Genomic DNA, 15869 nt, shown 5'->3' on the forward strand with positions numbered 1-15869 from the left:
CTGGCCGATCTCATCGGTGCACACCTCCGGGTGCGTCGCCTTCGGGCTCCTGCGGCACTGCCTCGACGACATCGTCCTTGTTCTCGAACTGCCGATCCGGCAGAACCCGCAGAGCCTGAAGCGTCTTCGCCGTCGCCGAGCGTTCGGTTGCATAGTCGATGAGCTCGGTCTTCGAAGCGGGGAATTCCATCCCCTGCAGGGCCTTCTCTGCACGAAGTTCGTCACGTGTGGTCATCGGTGTTTCTCCTTCATCTGTGATTCGTATCTGAGGTGAGGATGACTTCATCGCGTTTGTCGCCCATGATCTCGCCGAGGACTCTTTCCGCGTCCCCGGCCGAGTAGAGGTTGGCTGTATCGATGCAGTTCACTCCACGGCCCAGGGCCTCGCCGTATCGTCGGGTGAGCACGTGTGCGGACTGTGCCCTCACGCTTCCAGAATGACGGAGCCTTCGCTACCCCTCCCGTGATTCGAGTGAAAGGGCTACAATCCTCGGCTGCCCTCGCTGATCCGCCTCTCGCTCTTGTCGATGAGGTGGACTCCGACGAGGTCGCCGGTGATATTGATCATCGTCGCCCCCATTCCGAGCAGAACGTCGACACCGGCGACCAGAGCGACTGTCTCGAGCGGGAGACCGGCTTGCTGCAGCAGGATCGTCAATCCGATGAGCCCGGCGCCGGGGACTCCTGCGGTGCCGATCGAGACGAACGTGGCCGTGAGGACGATCGCGCCGAGTTCGAGCACGGACATGTCATGGCCGACGATATTGGCAGCCAGCACCACCGACGCCCCCAGACGGATGACCGCCCCGTCCATGTTGATGGTTGCACCCAATGGGATGACGAAGCCTGCGACCTCTTGGCGGATATTTGCTTTCCTCGTCGCCTCCAGCGACACAGGGATCGTCCCTGAGCTGCTCTGAGTCGTGAACGCCGTGGCCATCGGCGCACCGGCGACGCGGAAGAATCCGCCGACCGGAATCCGATTGAGCAGCAGCAGAGGAATATAGACGAGGAGGATCTGCGCTGCCAGACCGGCATAGACGACGCCGGTCAGTTTGCCCAGGGCCGCCAGGGCATCGATTCCTTGGCTGCCGATATCGCTCGCCACCAGAGCTGCGATGCCGAACGGCGCAAATTGGAGTATCCCTCGAAGGATGCGGAACGTCATCTCCTTGGCCGCAAGTACGAGGTCGTACACGAGCTTCCCGAAGCCGGAGATCGTCGAATCGGACGAGCGGCGCATACCTGCCATCGTGAGGCCGACGACCATGGCCACGAAGATCAGAGCGAGGATGTTGCCGTCGACCAGAGCCTTGAAGATGTTCTCGGGGAATATGCCGACGAGCTGGTCGACGAATGAGGGGGCCTCGGGTGTCTCTGCGCCCTTCTCAGGGCGCTGGAGACCGGTCCCCGGTTTGACCAGAAGGGCCAGGGACAGACTGATGACGACGGCGGCGATCGTCGTGAGGATGTAGAAGGCGAAGGTCTTGAAGGCGACCCTGACGAGGTTTCCGGGGCGCGTGCTGTTGACCGCGTCGATCAGCGTCACCATGATGATCGGGATGACGATCAGCTGGAGGAGGTTGAGCAGGATGTCACCGATCGGTGACAGCACCTGCGCCTTCTCTCCGAAGACGAAGGCAACGATGAGTCCGAGGACGAACCCGGCCGTCATCTTCAAGAAGAGTGCTGTATCCCGGTAGCGGCGCCAAAGGCGGAGGAATATTCGTGGCATGGTCTACGGCTCCGTGCTCTCATGCTCCTCGTGATGGGCTTCGGTCCGCGACGATGCCGACCGGTTGCCACTCTAACCCCATCTGCGCACGGGCGCAGTCAGAGATTTGGCGCAGGCACCGCACCCGGTCTGAGAATTCGACGATAAAGTATTTCGCCTCCCACTTGCTGCGTCCTGAGGCCGACATAGGTGTGCAGTACCGTTGAGGAGCTGTCAGAGGAAAGGGAGCACAATGGCAAGAGTCCGCAGAGACAAGCCCGAACGACCGTCACTGCGCAAGCGACCGGCGGTGGGGTCAGCAGCGAAGTCCGCCGAGGCACCGGCGCTGTTCAGCCGCCGCATCATCGACAGCGAACCGCGGGAGATGAACGTCGTCCGGTCCTTCGCCGACGCGCTGTCTGCACATGACCCGGACGGCTCCGGCTCGTCCGTTCCCGGTTCGATCACGCAGATCGTCATCCCCAGACCCGCTCCCGGACTGTTCGCGGAGGTCGCCTCGGCGTGGGACCTGCATCCGGTTCTCGTCGATGACCTTTTCCACGCGAACCAGCGGGCCAAGGTCGAACGCTACGGTGATGTGCTCTTCGTCGTCCTCAAATCGGCGGTCTACATCGACGCGAAGGAGGAAGTCGAATTCAACGAATTCCACCTGCTGATGAAGGACGACGCGCTCATCATCATCTGCCAGGGAGACCGGTTCATCGACGGCACTCCGATTCCGCCGGACACAGATGGAATCCAGGAGTACTTCACGAACGAGAAACGCAGCTGGACGAAAGACCGCGAGCTGCTCGCCCTCGGCCCCGAGGCTCTCATCTACCGCCTCCTCGATACCGCCGTCGATGGGTACTTCCCCGTCCTCGACGGACTGCAGGATGACAAGGACGGAATCGAACGTCAGGTGTTCAGCGGGGACACCGCCGCAGCCGCGCGCATCTACCTCCTCAGCCAAGAGGTCATCGATGTCCTCCACAATTCGACCCACCTCAATCGCCTGACGCAGGCACTGGGCAATGGTGCAGCCAAGTACGCGATCCCCGATGAGCTGCGCGCCTATCTCGATGACGTCACCGACCACCTCACCCGGGTTCTCGCCGAGGCGGGCGAGCTGCGAGAGTCCCTGTCGCAGATCCTCAACGTCAACTCCACCCTCGTCGCCCAGCGGCAGAACGAGGACATGAAGAAGATCTCCGGGTGGGCGGCGATCCTCTTCGCGCCCACCCTCGTCGGAGCGATCTACGGTATGAACTTCGACGATATGCCCGAACTCCATTGGGCCTTCGGCTACCCGATGGCGCTGGGGCTCATGCTCGGGCTGGGCGTCGTGCTCTATGTGGTATTCCGCGTCAAGAAGTGGATGTGAGTTCGGGCGTGTTCACGGCCGAGTCTGCCTCGACGTCGAGCACGTGGCCGCTGAGATTGCCGTGCTTGGTCGTGTACAGCCGAATCCGCTGAGTGCGGTTGCCGATGGCGTCATCCCGGCTGGAGATCCGTGCCCGACCGAAGCCGCGACCGGCGGCGACGTCGACGAAGAGATCCAGATAGCCGGTGACTCCATCGCCCCATGCTTCCGGCGGGATCGTGGCCGAGGCAGTGCGCTCACCCCAGCTCGCTCGCACTCTCCCATAGTGACTTCCCACTCGAGACGTCCATGAAACGTACACATCGACCGGTTCGATGGTTCTCATCCCTGACAGTGCCACGGACAGGTCGATGCCGTCGCCGGTCACCCGGGCGTCCAGCAGTTCCGCTTTCAGCTCGGAGAATTCGCGTATGGGAGTGAAACGCTGTCTGCTCAGCACCTGCCCCCATCTGTCGACGATCGCGGGCGCAGCGAAGTCGGCCGCACGATCGATCGCGTTCCGTCGCATCGCCTTCACCTCGGCTTCCGGCATGGTCAGGAATGTCGCAATGGTGTCCGACAGCGCCGCAACATCGCCGGGCGGAACAAGGAATCCGTTGACGCCATGGTCGATGATGTCGGCCGGCCCGTATTCCACCGCGTAGCAGATGGGGATGCATCCGGCCGACATGCTTTCGAGCACGACCAGCCCTTGGCCTTCGTAGCGGCTGGTGAGCACGCTGAATGAACTCGTGTGGAACGCCGATTTTGCGCCGGAGACGTGACCGTGGAGGCGGACACGCTCGGCAAGGTCGCGGTCAGCGATGAGGTCGGTCAGCATTGCCCGGTCCTCACCGTCGCCATAGACGTCCAGAGTCACCGCGGACTCGGCATCCGAGATCCTTGCGATCGCCTCGATGGCGCCTTCGACCCTCTTCTGGGGCACGAGTCGAGCGATCATCGCGCCTGTGCCGCGAGGCCGGGATGCTGCCGGGTCGCCGTTGAGCTGGTGTGTGAGGTTCGATACCGTGCTGATCTTGCCGGCCGACAGCTCCAGCTCGTTCATATCGTGCCTCTGAACGTCGGTGAGAGTCGTGACCAGGTCGAAGGCATCGAGGTTCCGGAGGAAGCCGAACTTCTCTGCCGAGAGCTCACCGTCACCGTCGACGTGCGGCGAATTGAGATGGTGATTATGCACGACTTGGCAGAGAATGATGTTCTCGCGGCGATATCCGTGGATGAAATTTCCGACGAATGCTGAGTCACAGATGAGGTATGACGGTTTCGTCCCGATCACCACGTCGAGCCAGGCCTGGTAGAACTCCCGGGCTGTCGCCCACTGCGCAATGATCGTCTGCTCACGATCGAACAGAGTGATCAGGCGTCCGCCGCGGCGACCTCGCTTCTTCACGTCCTGACGGTCGACGACGAGCAGGTGCCCACGATCATGGTAGCGATCGACTTGGAGCAGCCGACCGTCAGCATCGTTCCTCTGCTCAGACCATTCCCGCCCGGTCCGCTTCAGCACATCGTCGGCGGCCGCAGGGTCGAGGTCGAGCGTGCCGACCATGCGCCGCAGCTTTCGATCGGACCACGCGGTGAGCTCCTGCCACAGGTTGCGCACCTTCACACGACGGTCGATGCGGCCGGCCGCGCGGAGTTCCCGTTGTCGGTCGCGCCCTTTGAGTTCGGGGCTCAGGGTGAGGATCTCGACGGTCCTGTTGTCGAGGCGGGCGAAGGCCGAGCTGCGTTCGAGGGACACCGTGGTCATACCGCCGAAGTCGTCGGTGATGCCCCAGGTCAGGGTGTAATAACGCCCCTCGGGAAGAATGCCGCGGTGGGGAAAGCGGTGGGGATGAGAGTGCGCGGACTTCGCTGCGGGAATGACGTTCACTACAGAAATATAGGCCGGAAACGCCAGCGGCAATCGCCGACACGCCACTGCGGCGCGGGCCTCCATTTCCCACCCGTTCGTCCACTCTGCCGATGACGTTCACGGCGGCTTCGCTCCTCGATCACCTGCGCTTCGTAGCGTCGCGGACGTGAAAACACACACAGCGAAAACCACACGCACCCGTCCGTTCACGATTCTCGCCGCTGCGGTTCTCGCAGCCTCGGCCACCGTCGGCGTCGGCCTCGCCCCGGCGGCGGCCACCGGGCTCGGCTCCGCCGGTGACGCTCCGGGACTCGGCTCCGCAGGCGATTTCACCGCCCCTGACAAGGTCGCCGACCTCGACTTCCCGACCACGATCTCTCACCGAGGCGGCGCCGACGTCTACCCGGAAGAATCCATGGAAGGATTCACCGCCTCGGCGAAGGACGGATTCCTCCCCGAGATGGACATCCAGTTCCTCGCAGACGGCACCCCCGTCCTCATCCACGACGACACCGCCGACCGCACCCTCAACGGTGTGACCGGCCCCATCCGGGACCTCAGCCGTGAGGAATGGGACTCGGCCACCATCAAGCATCCGACCGGCGGAGAAGAAGCCGCCACCGTCACCCTCGACGAGCTCCTCGACGAAATGGGCGGCGAGGTCGTCATGGTGCCCGAGATCAAGCCCGGAGCCACCCCCGACGAGGTCGACCGCGTCCTCGACGAATTCGACGAACGCGGACTCAAGGACTCCCTCGTCGTCCAGTCCTTCGACTTCGACGCGGCGAAGGCGATCGCCGACCGCGGCTACACCTCGCTCTACCTCATGGGGTCGACCATGCCGAAGGAATCACCGGCCGAGATCAGGGACGCCGGAATCGAATGGGTCGGGCCGAGCAAGAACCTGCCGACGAACATGATGCGCGAGCTCGACAAGGCCGGGTTCCACGTCGCTCCCTATACGCTCGAGACCGCGAAGGACGGGCACCGACTTCCCGGATTCATCGACGGCTACTTCACCGACGACGCCTGGACGAACTGAGTCCCTCGACCAACGGGGAGTCAGCGGCTCCGGGTGAGAGTGAGAAAATCGGCGGCTCCGGTCACTGCGACCTTCAGTAGACTGCACTGATGGAGCCACTCGAACGCAGCGCCCCGATCCCGGACCCGCTGACACCCTATCTCGAGGTCGACCGCACCCGGCCGCGGCACGAATGCTGGGTGACCGGACACATGGTGGCTGGTCTCGACGGCACGGCCGCCATCCACGGACGCGTCGGCGCACTGTCGACAGAACCCGATCAGAACCTGTTTCGGCGAATGCGGCAGATTGCCGATGTCGTCATGGTCGGCGCGCAGACGGTGCGCAGCGAAGGCTATGCGCCGATGCGGCTGAGCGAGTCCGCCCGAGCGCAGCGCCGAGATCGGGGCCAGTCCGAGATGCCTCCGGTGGCGGTGGTCAGTCGCAGCCTCGACCTCGATTGGTCCTCACCGGTCTTCGCCGGAGCCCCGGAGCACGCACGCACCATCGTCATCACGTGTGCGAAGGCCGATCCCGAGCAGCTGGCCGCCGCGGAACAGGCCGCCACGATCATCATCGCCGGCGAAGATCGCGTCGAACCGGCGAAGGCTCTGCAGGCCCTGGCCGGTCTCGGCTACCAGGTCGTGCTCTGCGAAGGCGGGCCACGATGGCTCGGAGAGCTCGTCGCCGCCGACCGCCTCGACGAACTGTGCCTGTCGATCTCACCGATGATGGGAGGCGATCCGCTGCCCGTGAGCGTCGCGCCGCCGGGAGCCGGTATCGCAGACTTCTCGCTGAAATCGACGATGGTCGCCGACGACACCCTCTTCCTCCGCTATGAGTCGAAGACGCCGGAGGATGGACGGTCATGAGCACCGCTCTCGACGACCTCATGGAATCGGTCGATTCCCCACTCATCGTCGTCACCACCTCGGCGGAGGGTGAACGGGCCGGCTGTCTGGTCGGTTTCCATTCGCAGGCGAGCATCGATCCGGAGCAGTACTGCTTCTGGCTGTCGAAAGCCAACCACACCTACCGGGTCGCGCTGCGGGCCGATCACTTCGCCGTCCATTTCCCCACCACCGCCGACCGCGAATTGGCCCGGTATTTCGGGTCGCGCTCCGGATCGGACACGGACAAGTTCGCGGGCCTGGACTTCACCGTCACCGAGGATGGGATGCCGCTGCTCGCAGACCTTCCGAATCGCCTCCTCGTCGAACGAGTCGCGATGCTTGACGACGGAGGCGATCACATCTGCACTACGGCACGTGTGTCTTCGGTGGAGGTCGCGGACGGCTTCACTCCCCTGCGGCCATCACAGTTGGGTGATCTCACTCCCGGACACGGCAACGAGGAAAGGGCGATCCGCCCATAAGGGGAATCGCGAGCCCGCCATGCGGAGATGAGTCCCGTCGTCTGCGGGCCGGTCTGCAGTCAGCAAAGTTGGAGCAGGCGGATCCCCGGTCCGCCGGGGCTCCGGTCTGTCCGGATCTGCGATCGGCAGGTTCCGAATTGTGATCGGACCATTCCCACCCAACCAGCACAAGCCCCAACACCATAGCCGAAGGAACCGGCTTTCGTAAGGGGGATTGTTCGTCTTCCCCCGTGGAAATACGGTGACCACGTGGACAAGAATCACTCAACGATGAGGACAGGTGCCATGTCATCCGAAACTCCGATAGTTCCCGGCAAACCCACATCACAGACCCCGAACCTCGAGGAGCCCACGACCCCGCAGGGCCCGCCTGAGACGAAGCCGGACCAGCGCGGGCCCCAACCGACGACGCCGACAGGCGCGAAGAGCAACGACGCCGGTTCGGGGCAGGCTCAACAGGGCGACTACCACACCACCGCCCAAGGCGGTCGTCTACGCGATACCAACCACTCGCTCAAGGCAGGGCCTCGCGGGCCCGTGCTGATGCAAGACCACCACCTGCGGGAGAAGATCACTCACTTCGACCATGAGCGCATCCCGGAACGCGTCGTTCACGCCCGCGGCGCCGCCGCGCACGGGTTCTTCCGCGCCTACGACGGAGCCGAGGCGGTGACGAAAGCCGCATTCCTGCAGAAAGATGCGGTGACCGAAGTGTTCACCCGTTTCTCCACGGTCGTCGGCTCACGCGGCTCGGCCGACGTCGCACGCGATACGCGCGGATTCGCGACGAAGTTCTACACCTCCGACGGTGTCTTCGACCTCGTGGGAAACAACTTCCCCGTCTTCTTCATCCAGGACGCGCTGAAGTTCCCCGACATCATCCACGCGGCCAAACCGCAGCCTGACCGCGAGATCCCGCAGGCTCAGAGCGCCCACGACACCTTCTGGGACTTCGTGTCGCTGCACACTGAGGCGACGCACCACACGATGTGGCAGATGTCCGACAGGGCGATCCCCCGATCATTCCGAATGATGGAGGGGTTCGGGGTCAACACCTTCCGAATGGAGAACGCCGCTGGTGAGACATCTTTGGTGAAGTTCCATTGGAAGCCCGAGAACGGCGTGCACTCGCTGCTCTGGGAAGAAGCGCAGCTGGTCAACGGATTCGACCCCGATTTCCACCGACGCGATCTTGCCGACGCCATCGAAAGCGGCGACTGCCCGAGATGGGAACTGGGCCTGCAGATCATGCCCGATACCGACGACCAGACGTTCGAAGGCATCGACCTCCTCGACCCGACGAAGCTGGTCCCCGAAGAACTCGCTCCGGTCCACACTGTCGGACTCCTCACCCTGGATCGCAATCCGAAGAACTACTTCGCCGAAACGGAGCAGGTTGCGTTCCACCCCGGACACCTCGTGCCGGGAATCGATGTCACCGACGATCCGCTCTTGCAGGGCCGCCTCTTCTCCTACCTCGACACACAGATCTCCCGCCTCGGAGGGCCGAACTTCTCCCAGCTGCCGATCAATCGACCGCGCTGCCCGGTCAACGATATGCTCCGCGACGGCATGCACCAGTCGGCCGTGCACACCGGTGCGGCGCCGTACAAGCCCAACTCGCTCGACGGCGGCAATCCCACCTCGGCGACCGATGCGCACGCCCTCAACGACATTCCGCAGACAGTGCCGGAGTCGGTCAGGGAACGGCGATCACCCGAATCGTTCGATGATCACTTCAGCCAACCGCGAATGTTCTGGTTGAGCCTGTCCGAGACCGAAAGAGAGCACGTGGTCGATGCCTTCGTCTTCGAACTCGGGAAATGCTATGAGGAAACGATTCGGAAGCGTCAGCTCCGCGTGCTCGCAGCGGTCGACGCTCGACTGTGCGCGGACGTGGCAGCGGGACTGGGCCTCGATCCGCCGCAGCACTCGGCTCCGTCCGACATCGCACCCAGCCCGGCGCTGTCGCAGGTCGGCCGGCGATGGCCCATCGCCGGCCGGAGAGTCGGACTCGTCGTCGGCACGGACACGCCGATCGACGGAATCCAACGCGTCCACAGTCTCGTCAGAGAGAAGAAGATGCTCCCGCTGCTCGTCGCGCCGTCCGGCGGCCACTATGGAACCGGGGACTCAGCTATCCGTGTCGAACGCACCTATTCGACGATGAGGTCGGTGGAGTTCGACTCCATCATCCTCGCCGATGGAGTAGAGCCGACCACGGAGATCGCTCTGCTCGTCTCGGAATCGTGGCGACATCTCAAGCCCATCGGCGCATACGGCGACGCCTGCACTCTGTTGGACGACTGCGACTTCGAGCGCACCGCCGCCGGGGTCTGCTTCGGATCGGAGCTGGGTGAGGTCGTCGACTACATCGCGGCATCGTTGGCCGAACACCGTGTGTGGTCACGTACCGAAACCTGAGCACTCGGTGTCGACCGTGCTGCGCCGGTGACAGCCATCGGAACTGTCGAAGCCATGCAGACGTGACGGCGAGGAGGGATGAAGTCCTCAGGCGGGCTCAGACCGCGACGACCTCGACGGGGATGGTGCCACGGGTGGCCTTGAGTCTCACCGACAGGCCGAAGCTCTCACCCTCCTTGCCGATCCCGACCTGCGAGTTGACGACGGACTTCGACGTGTCAACGCCCTACTCCTTGCCTGCGAGCCCGAGCGCGCCCTGGAAACAGGCCCCCGAGACTAACGCAGTTGTCGCGTTCCCGTAAGGGGGCGCAGACGCCCTGGTCGCAGTGCTAACCTGCCGGTCAGATTCCGTTGAGAGACCACGGAACTGAAACAACCACAGACGGGAGGACAGACGCCGTGAGCAAATCCGATGAGAAGATCCCCACGCCCGACGGCATCGACATCAAGACGATGCCGGCCGGAGACAGACGCACACTCAGACGAGCCATCAGCGGGTCCGCCCTCGGAAATGCCGTCGAATGGTTCGACTACGGTGTCTACTCCTACGTCTCCGTCTACATCGCCAATGCGTTCTTCCCCGGCGAGTGGGGTGTGGCGCTCACTTTCGCCTTCCTCGCCCTCTCGTTCGTCTTCCGGCCCTTGGGCGGCTTCGTCCTCGGTCCCCTCGGCGACAAGGTGGGGCGACAGCACATCATGGTCCTCACCATCATCATGATGACCATCCCGACGACGTTGATCGGCATCCTGCCGACCTATGCCACCCTGGGTGCGTTCGCTCCCCTGCTCCTGCTGCTGTGCCGGATGGTCCAGGGCTTTTCGACGGGCGGAGAGTACGGTGGTGCTGCCGTCTACATGGCAGAGTCGGCACCGGACAAGCGCCGAGGCTTCTGCGGTTCGTTCCTCGAGCTCGGCACCTTGGCCGGAACCGCCTCGGCGGCACTGGTCTGCACCGTTCTGCTCGTCTTCGTCGGCAGCGACGGCATGGACGCCGGCTGGTGGCGACTGCCGTTCCTGCTCACACTCCCGCTCGGCGGGATCGCACTGTGGCTGCGGATGAAGCTCGATGAGCCCGAAGCTTTCTCTGCGGCGACGAGCCGGCAGCAGACGACGAAGAAGCCCTTCCGCGATCTCTTCCGCGGTTACTCCAAGCAGATCACTATGCTCATGGCCTTCGTGGTTCTGCTCAACATCGGTCAGTACATGGTGCTCACGTACATGCCCACCTACCTCAGCAGCACATTGGGCCACTCGGAGGTCGAGAGCAACTTCACGCTCGTCATTGTGCTGGCGTCGATGATGGTCGTCATCACTCCCCTGGGACGGCTGACCGACACCATCGGGCGCAAACCGGTCCTCTACACCTCGGCGATCGGGTTCATCGTCCTCTCCGTTCCCGCGTTCCTGCTCATCCAGGCCGAAGGGACCGGCCTGCAGATCCTGGGGTTGGGCATCATCGCCCTGCTCCAGGTCATGCTCCAGTCCTGCGTCTCGGCGACACTGCCTGCGATCTTCCCCACACAGGTGCGCTTCTCCGGGTTCGCCATCGGCTACAACATCTCCACGGCGATCTTCGGCGGCACGACCGCGGCGGTCAACACCTTCGTCATCCAGAAGACCGGCTTCGAGCTCTTCCCCGCCGTCTACCTCGTCGCCGCCGGAGTCATCGGGCTCGTCGGCATCCACTTCTTCAATGAGACAGCCGGCCGCCCCATCGACGGCACGACTCCCCCCGGTTCCGAAGACGAAGAGCTCGCCGAGATGGGCTATGACCTCATCGGCTTCAACGACAACGGCACCGACGACCCCGAGGACAAGCAGCCCTCCCATTGAGGTCGCCGGCGCTTTCCAAGCGTCGGCCGGAGGTCCACGATGGAGTGAAGGAGCGGGGCTCGGCCTCGACTCAGCACTCGGAGTGAGGAGTTTCACATGGGGCGTTTCCTGGCGGTCACATCAGCGCTGATCGGACTGGTCGCCGCGGCTTGGGCAGCAGCCGTCGGACCCTGGGCGTGGTGGGTCCTCGGTGGGGCGGTGCTCGCCATCGTCGGGGTGGCAGCGTACGACCTGCTGCAGCGCAAGCACTCCATTCTGCGCAACTACCCGGTCGTCGGTCACCTGCGATTCCTGTTGGAGACTCTCCGACCCGAACTCCAGCAGTACTTCATCGAACGCAACTGGGACGGACGGCCCTTCGACCGAGACATCCGCTCCCTCGTCTACGAACGCGCGAAGGGAATCCACGGAGAGCTGGCCTTCGGCACCGAACGGGACGTCAACGCCGTCGGCTATGAGTTCCTCATCCACTCCACCGCACCCGTCGCGGTTCCCGACCAGACGCCTCGCGTGCAAGTGGGCGGACCCGACTGTGCCAAGCCCTACAGCATGGCGCTGCTCAACGTCTCGGCCATGAGCTTCGGATCCTTGTCGCCCAACGCGGTCAGGGCGCTCAACCGCGGTGCCGGCCTCGGCGGCTTCGCCCACGACACCGGCGAGGGCGGGATCTCCGACTACCACCTCGAGAACGGCGGCGACCTCGTCTGGGAGATCGGGTCGGGCTATTTCGGCGCGAGGGCCGACAGCGGCGACTTCGACCCCGCGCAGTTCGCCGACCAAAGCTCCCGCGACCAGGTCAAGTGCGTCTCGCTCAAACTGAGCCAGGGCGCGAAGCCCGGAATCGGAGGCGTGCTGCCCGCAGCGAAGGTCAACGCCGAGATCGCCCGGACCCGAGGCGTCCCGCAGGGAGAGAAGTGCGTGAGCCCGGCCGCCCACAGCGTCTTCAGCACCCCGGTCGAACTCATCGAGTTCATCGCCCGGATGCGCGAGCTCTCGGGCGGCAAGCCCGCAGGATTCAAACTCTGCGTGGGATCCCGCACGGATGTGCTCGCGATCTGCAAGGCGATGCTCGAGGTCGGGACCGCACCCGACTTCATCATCGTCGACGGGTCCGAGGGCGGCACGGGTGCCGCTCCCCTGGAGTACGAGGATCACGTGGGCACTCCGCTCACCGACGGCCTGCTCACCGTCCACAATGCGCTGGTCGGAACAGGCCTGCGAGATCGGATCCGCATCGGCGCCAGCGGGAAAGTCGCCGCCGGCAACGACATCGTCAAACGCCTCATCCAGGGGGCGGACTATACGAACTCGGCCCGCGCCATGATGATGGCAGTCGGCTGCATTCAGGCGCAGATCTGCCATACCGGACAGTGCCCGGTCGGTGTCACCACCCAGGACCCCAAGCGGCAGAGGGCGCTGCACGTGGGTGACAAGAGCGAACGGGTGCGGAACTATCAGGAGGCGACCGTACAGCAGGCCGTGGAGATCATGGCCTCGATGGGCGTCAGCGATCCCATCGAGCTCTCCCCACAGCAGCTCCACCGCAACATCGGCCGCAACGAACACCTGTCGTACGCCGAGCTCTACGACTGGCTGGAACCAGGAGAGCTGCTGGCACAGCCGCCCGAGTCCTGGAGCCGCGATTGGGCGGCGGCCGATTCGGGAACGTTCCGTTCGGTCTGAGCGACCGCCCGTCTGCCGAGGCAGCTCAGACGCGGACATCCTCTGCGTCGATGTCGGAGCGCAGGCCCCGCCAGACCGGGTGCCGCAGGCGTCCGGCCTCGGTCAGGCCCGAGAACCGGATCTCTCCGACGAGGTCGGGGCGCACCCAGTGGGCATCTCGCGACTCGGCGGCCGGCACCGTGAGTGCCGCCGTCTTCCGCCACCGGCGGTCGAGGCTGGAGCGCAGACTCCGCAGGGCCGCCTCGTCGAACCCGGTGCCCACGCGGCCCAGGTAGTGGAGCCCGTCGTCGTCATGGGCGGCGACCAGCAGTGAGGCGAAGCTGTCCGAGCGTTCGCCTCCTCCGGTCCGCCAGCCGACGATGATGACATCACGCGTCGAAGCGTGCTTGAGCTTGGCCCAGGTGCGGGTGCGTTTTCCGGGGAGATAGACGCTGTCGGTCCGCTTCGCCATCACCCCTTCGAGGCGAAGCTTCCGGCTGGACTCGAAGGCGGCGTCAACGCTGCCCTCAAAAGCCTCGGGCACCTGGATGTGGTCGCTCTCAGTCACGAGTTCGAACAGGCGCTCGCGGCGCTCTGTGTACGGAGTGCGCAGCAGCGAGGTCCCGTCGGCATGGAGGACGTCGAAGAGCATGAGGTACACGGGGGTGCGGCGCCGTTCTCGTTCGACGTCACGCTCCCGGCTCAGTCCCATTCTGCGCTGAAGTCTCCCGAAATCCGGTCTGCCGCCCTGCCCGAGGGCGACGATCTCCCCGTCGAGGACGCAGTCGACATCAACGCAGTCGGTCAGTTCGCGAAGCTCCGGATAGGTGCTCGTCATGTCACGGCCGTTGCGGCTGGTCAGCTCGATGCTCCCGCGGTCCCCGTCACCCGGCCGCACCCTGGCCAGAGCACGGATGCCGTCCCACTTCATCTCGAAGGCCCAGTCCTCGGCTTCCCTGCGTACGGAATCGATGTCTCCGATGCTCGCGAGCATCGGAGACAGATTCGCCGGCAGACCCTCCTTCTTCGGTTCGTCCTCCATGAGGTGGATCATCCAGTTCTTCTCCGGGTCCTTGTTCGGGCCGTGGTTCCCGGTGTTGAACAGGGCGAACCGCCGCACTCCCCCGAGGCCGCCGTCCTCACGCCCGTGAAGGACCGCGATGATCTCCTTGCCTTCTTGCCATTTCTCGAACTCAGCGGTACCTGCGTCCCAGATCTCGACATCGCCGGCCCCGTACTCCCCTTTTGGTATCGAGCCTTCGAAGCTGCCGTATTCGAGGGGGTGGTCCTCTGTCTGGACCGCAAGATGGTTCTTCCCCGGGTCGGTCGGCGGCCCCTTCGGCAGCGCCCAGGAGACCAGCACACCATCGTGTTCGAGGCGGAAGTCCCAGTGGAGGCTCCTCGCATGGTGTTCCTGGATGACGAAGGTCAGTTCGTCCCCGCTCGTTCCCTGTTTCGCCGGCACGGGTTCGCTCGTGCGCTTCGGGTTCCGTTTGGAGCGGTAGATCTCCAGTCGGTCGCGCTCGGCTTCCGGGTCCTCGTCCGACTTCGGGTCGGCTCTGGGCCCCGAATCGGACCCAGACTCCGGCGCCGAGGCGGTTCCTCCGACCGCCTCGGCGAGAGGTTCGAGGAGGTCCCCGACATCGTCGATCCGGTCGAGCACCTCTTCGAAACGCACCTGCTCGACGGCGGCCGGGTCGTCGAATTCGTCCCACCTGCGCGGTGCGGCGACCATGGGGGTGAATCGTCCGCGCAGAGAATACGGAGCCACCGTGGTCTTCGACGCCGAGTTCTGCGACCAGTCGATGAGGACCTTGTTCTCCCGCAGCGTCTTCTTCATCGCCGAGACGATGAGCTTCGTGTGGTCGGCTTCCAGGCTGCGGGCGAGCTCATGAGCGACGTCGGAGACGTGCTGAGAACTCACCGAACCGTCCAGCGGTGCATACAGGTGGACGCCTTTCGATCCGCTGGTCACCGGGAAGACCTCGAGGTCCATGCCCTCGAGCACTTCGCGCACGAGCTGGGCCACCTCGATGCAGTCGGCCAGGCCGCGGCCGGGTCCCGGGTCGAGGTCGAAGACCATCCGGTCAGGGAAGCGGGTCTCCGAGTCGATCGTGCCGGGGTCCTTCGCTCCGGCGCTCACCCTCCACTGGGGCACATGGATCTCGAGCGCGGCCATCTGCGTGAGGTACGTCAGGGTGGCGAGATCGTTGACCAGCGGATAGCGTTTGGTGCCGGTGGAGTGCCGGATCGCGCGGGATGGGATCCACGACGGGGCGGAGTCCGGGAGGTTCTTCTCGAAGAACACATCCCCGGGGTCATCGGGAGTGCCGACGCCGTCGACCCAGCGTTTGCGCGTGGCGATCCGGTCCCGGGCATGGCGGATGAGGTGCGGGGCGATCCTGGCGCAGTAGTCGAGGATCTCCCCCTTCGTCGTGCCGGTCTCCGGGTAGAGGACCTTGTCCAGATTGCTCAATGTCAGCCGATGGCCCTCGACTGTGACCTTCTGCTCGCGGCGCGCCACTGGGCACCTCCTCGTTCGCACTTTTCGTGCCGGACCGATGGTCCTTTCACGGTAGTCGGAGACCGCCATGGGCAACA

12 protein-coding genes are annotated in these 15869 nt (G+C 64.5%); 7 read left to right on the forward strand and 5 right to left on the reverse strand.

What is annotated here, in order from left to right:
• Positions 1-10 precede the first annotated feature (10 nt).
• The 3 genes from HF684_RS14580 to HF684_RS14590 are packed head-to-tail and all read right to left on the reverse strand — an operon-like array spanning position 11 to position 1675.
• Entirely contained in the window at positions 11-235 is a 225-nt protein-coding gene (locus tag HF684_RS14580) for a DUF2795 domain-containing protein (RefSeq protein WP_169253050.1), read from the reverse strand.
• Between the two features lie 13 nt (positions 236-248).
• A complete protein-coding gene (locus tag HF684_RS14585) occupies positions 249-428 on the reverse strand; it encodes an aldo/keto reductase (protein WP_169253051.1) in 180 nt (59 codons plus the stop codon).
• 53 nt (positions 429-481) lie between these two features.
• The gene (locus HF684_RS14590) at positions 482-1675 is read right to left on the reverse strand and encodes a dicarboxylate/amino acid:cation symporter (RefSeq protein ID WP_248279222.1); all 1194 of its coding nucleotides are present in this window, start codon (positions 1673-1675) and stop codon (positions 482-484) included.
• Between the two features lie 292 nt (positions 1676-1967).
• On the opposite strand from HF684_RS14590, the gene HF684_RS14595 reads away from it, so the two are divergent.
• Entirely contained in the window at positions 1968-3098 is a 1131-nt protein-coding gene (locus HF684_RS14595; protein WP_169253053.1) for a magnesium and cobalt transport protein CorA, read from the forward strand.
• On the opposite strand, the gene HF684_RS14600 is transcribed toward HF684_RS14595, so the two are convergent.
• The gene (locus HF684_RS14600) at positions 3082-4971 is read right to left on the reverse strand and encodes a glycosyltransferase (RefSeq protein ID WP_169253054.1); all 1890 of its coding nucleotides are present in this window, start codon (positions 4969-4971) and stop codon (positions 3082-3084) included. The genes HF684_RS14595 and HF684_RS14600 overlap by 17 nt on opposite strands.
• 148 nt (positions 4972-5119) lie before the next feature.
• Here HF684_RS14600 and HF684_RS14605 point away from each other — a divergent pair, with 148 nt between their 5' ends.
• The 6 genes from HF684_RS14605 (at position 5120) to HF684_RS14630 (ending at position 13289) form a co-directional block, all read left to right on the forward strand.
• The gene (locus HF684_RS14605) at positions 5120-5995 is read left to right on the forward strand and encodes a glycerophosphodiester phosphodiesterase (RefSeq protein ID WP_248278964.1); all 876 of its coding nucleotides are present in this window, start codon (positions 5120-5122) and stop codon (positions 5993-5995) included.
• Positions 5996-6084: 89 nt separating this feature from the next.
• Positions 6085-6846: a pyrimidine reductase family protein gene (locus tag HF684_RS14610; RefSeq protein ID WP_169253055.1), complete on the forward strand. Its 762-nt coding sequence runs from the start codon at positions 6085-6087 to the stop codon at positions 6844-6846.
• Entirely contained in the window at positions 6843-7349 is a 507-nt protein-coding gene (locus tag HF684_RS14615; RefSeq protein ID WP_169253056.1) for a flavin reductase family protein, read from the forward strand. The genes HF684_RS14610 and HF684_RS14615 overlap by 4 nt, the downstream gene beginning before the upstream one ends.
• A gap of 285 nt (positions 7350-7634) precedes the next feature.
• On the forward strand, positions 7635-9773 hold the full coding sequence (locus tag HF684_RS14620) for a catalase (RefSeq protein ID WP_169253057.1): 2139 nt from the start codon (positions 7635-7637) through the stop codon (positions 9771-9773).
• 399 nt (positions 9774-10172) lie between these two features.
• The gene (locus HF684_RS14625; protein WP_211168005.1) at positions 10173-11606 is read left to right on the forward strand and encodes an MFS transporter; all 1434 of its coding nucleotides are present in this window, start codon (positions 10173-10175) and stop codon (positions 11604-11606) included.
• Between the two features lie 96 nt (positions 11607-11702).
• Entirely contained in the window at positions 11703-13289 is a 1587-nt protein-coding gene (locus HF684_RS14630) for an FMN-binding glutamate synthase family protein (RefSeq protein ID WP_169253058.1), read from the forward strand.
• A 25-nt stretch (positions 13290-13314) separates the two neighbouring features.
• Here the strand turns inward: HF684_RS14630 and HF684_RS14635 are convergent, their stop codons facing one another.
• Complete coding sequence (locus HF684_RS14635; protein WP_248278965.1) at positions 13315-15792, reverse strand: ATP-dependent DNA ligase; 2478 nt, start codon at positions 15790-15792, stop codon at positions 13315-13317.
• Positions 15793-15869: the final 77 nt, after the last annotated feature.

Origin of the sequence: Brevibacterium sp. 'Marine' (assembly GCF_012844365.1) — a bacterium.
Taxonomy (GTDB): Bacteria; Actinomycetota; Actinomycetes; order Actinomycetales; family Brevibacteriaceae; genus Brevibacterium.

Excerpts from the sequence above, each read along its gene's own strand:
- HF684_RS14580 (WP_169253050.1), bottom strand. The coding sequence starts at position 235 with ATGACCACACGTGACGAACTTCGTGCAGAGAAGGCCCTGCAGGGGATG.
- HF684_RS14590 (WP_248279222.1), bottom strand. The coding sequence starts at position 1,675 with ATGACGGCCGGGTTCGTCCTCGGACTCATCGTTGCCTTCGTCTTCGGA.
- HF684_RS14595 (WP_169253053.1), top strand. The coding sequence starts at position 1,968 with ATGGCAAGAGTCCGCAGAGACAAGCCCGAACGACCGTCACTGCGCAAG.
- HF684_RS14610 (WP_169253055.1), top strand. The coding sequence starts at position 6,085 with ATGGAGCCACTCGAACGCAGCGCCCCGATCCCGGACCCGCTGACACCC.
- HF684_RS14615 (WP_169253056.1), top strand. The coding sequence starts at position 6,843 with ATGAGCACCGCTCTCGACGACCTCATGGAATCGGTCGATTCCCCACTC.
- HF684_RS14620 (WP_169253057.1), top strand. The coding sequence starts at position 7,635 with ATGTCATCCGAAACTCCGATAGTTCCCGGCAAACCCACATCACAGACC.
- HF684_RS14630 (WP_169253058.1), top strand. The coding sequence starts at position 11,703 with ATGGGGCGTTTCCTGGCGGTCACATCAGCGCTGATCGGACTGGTCGCC.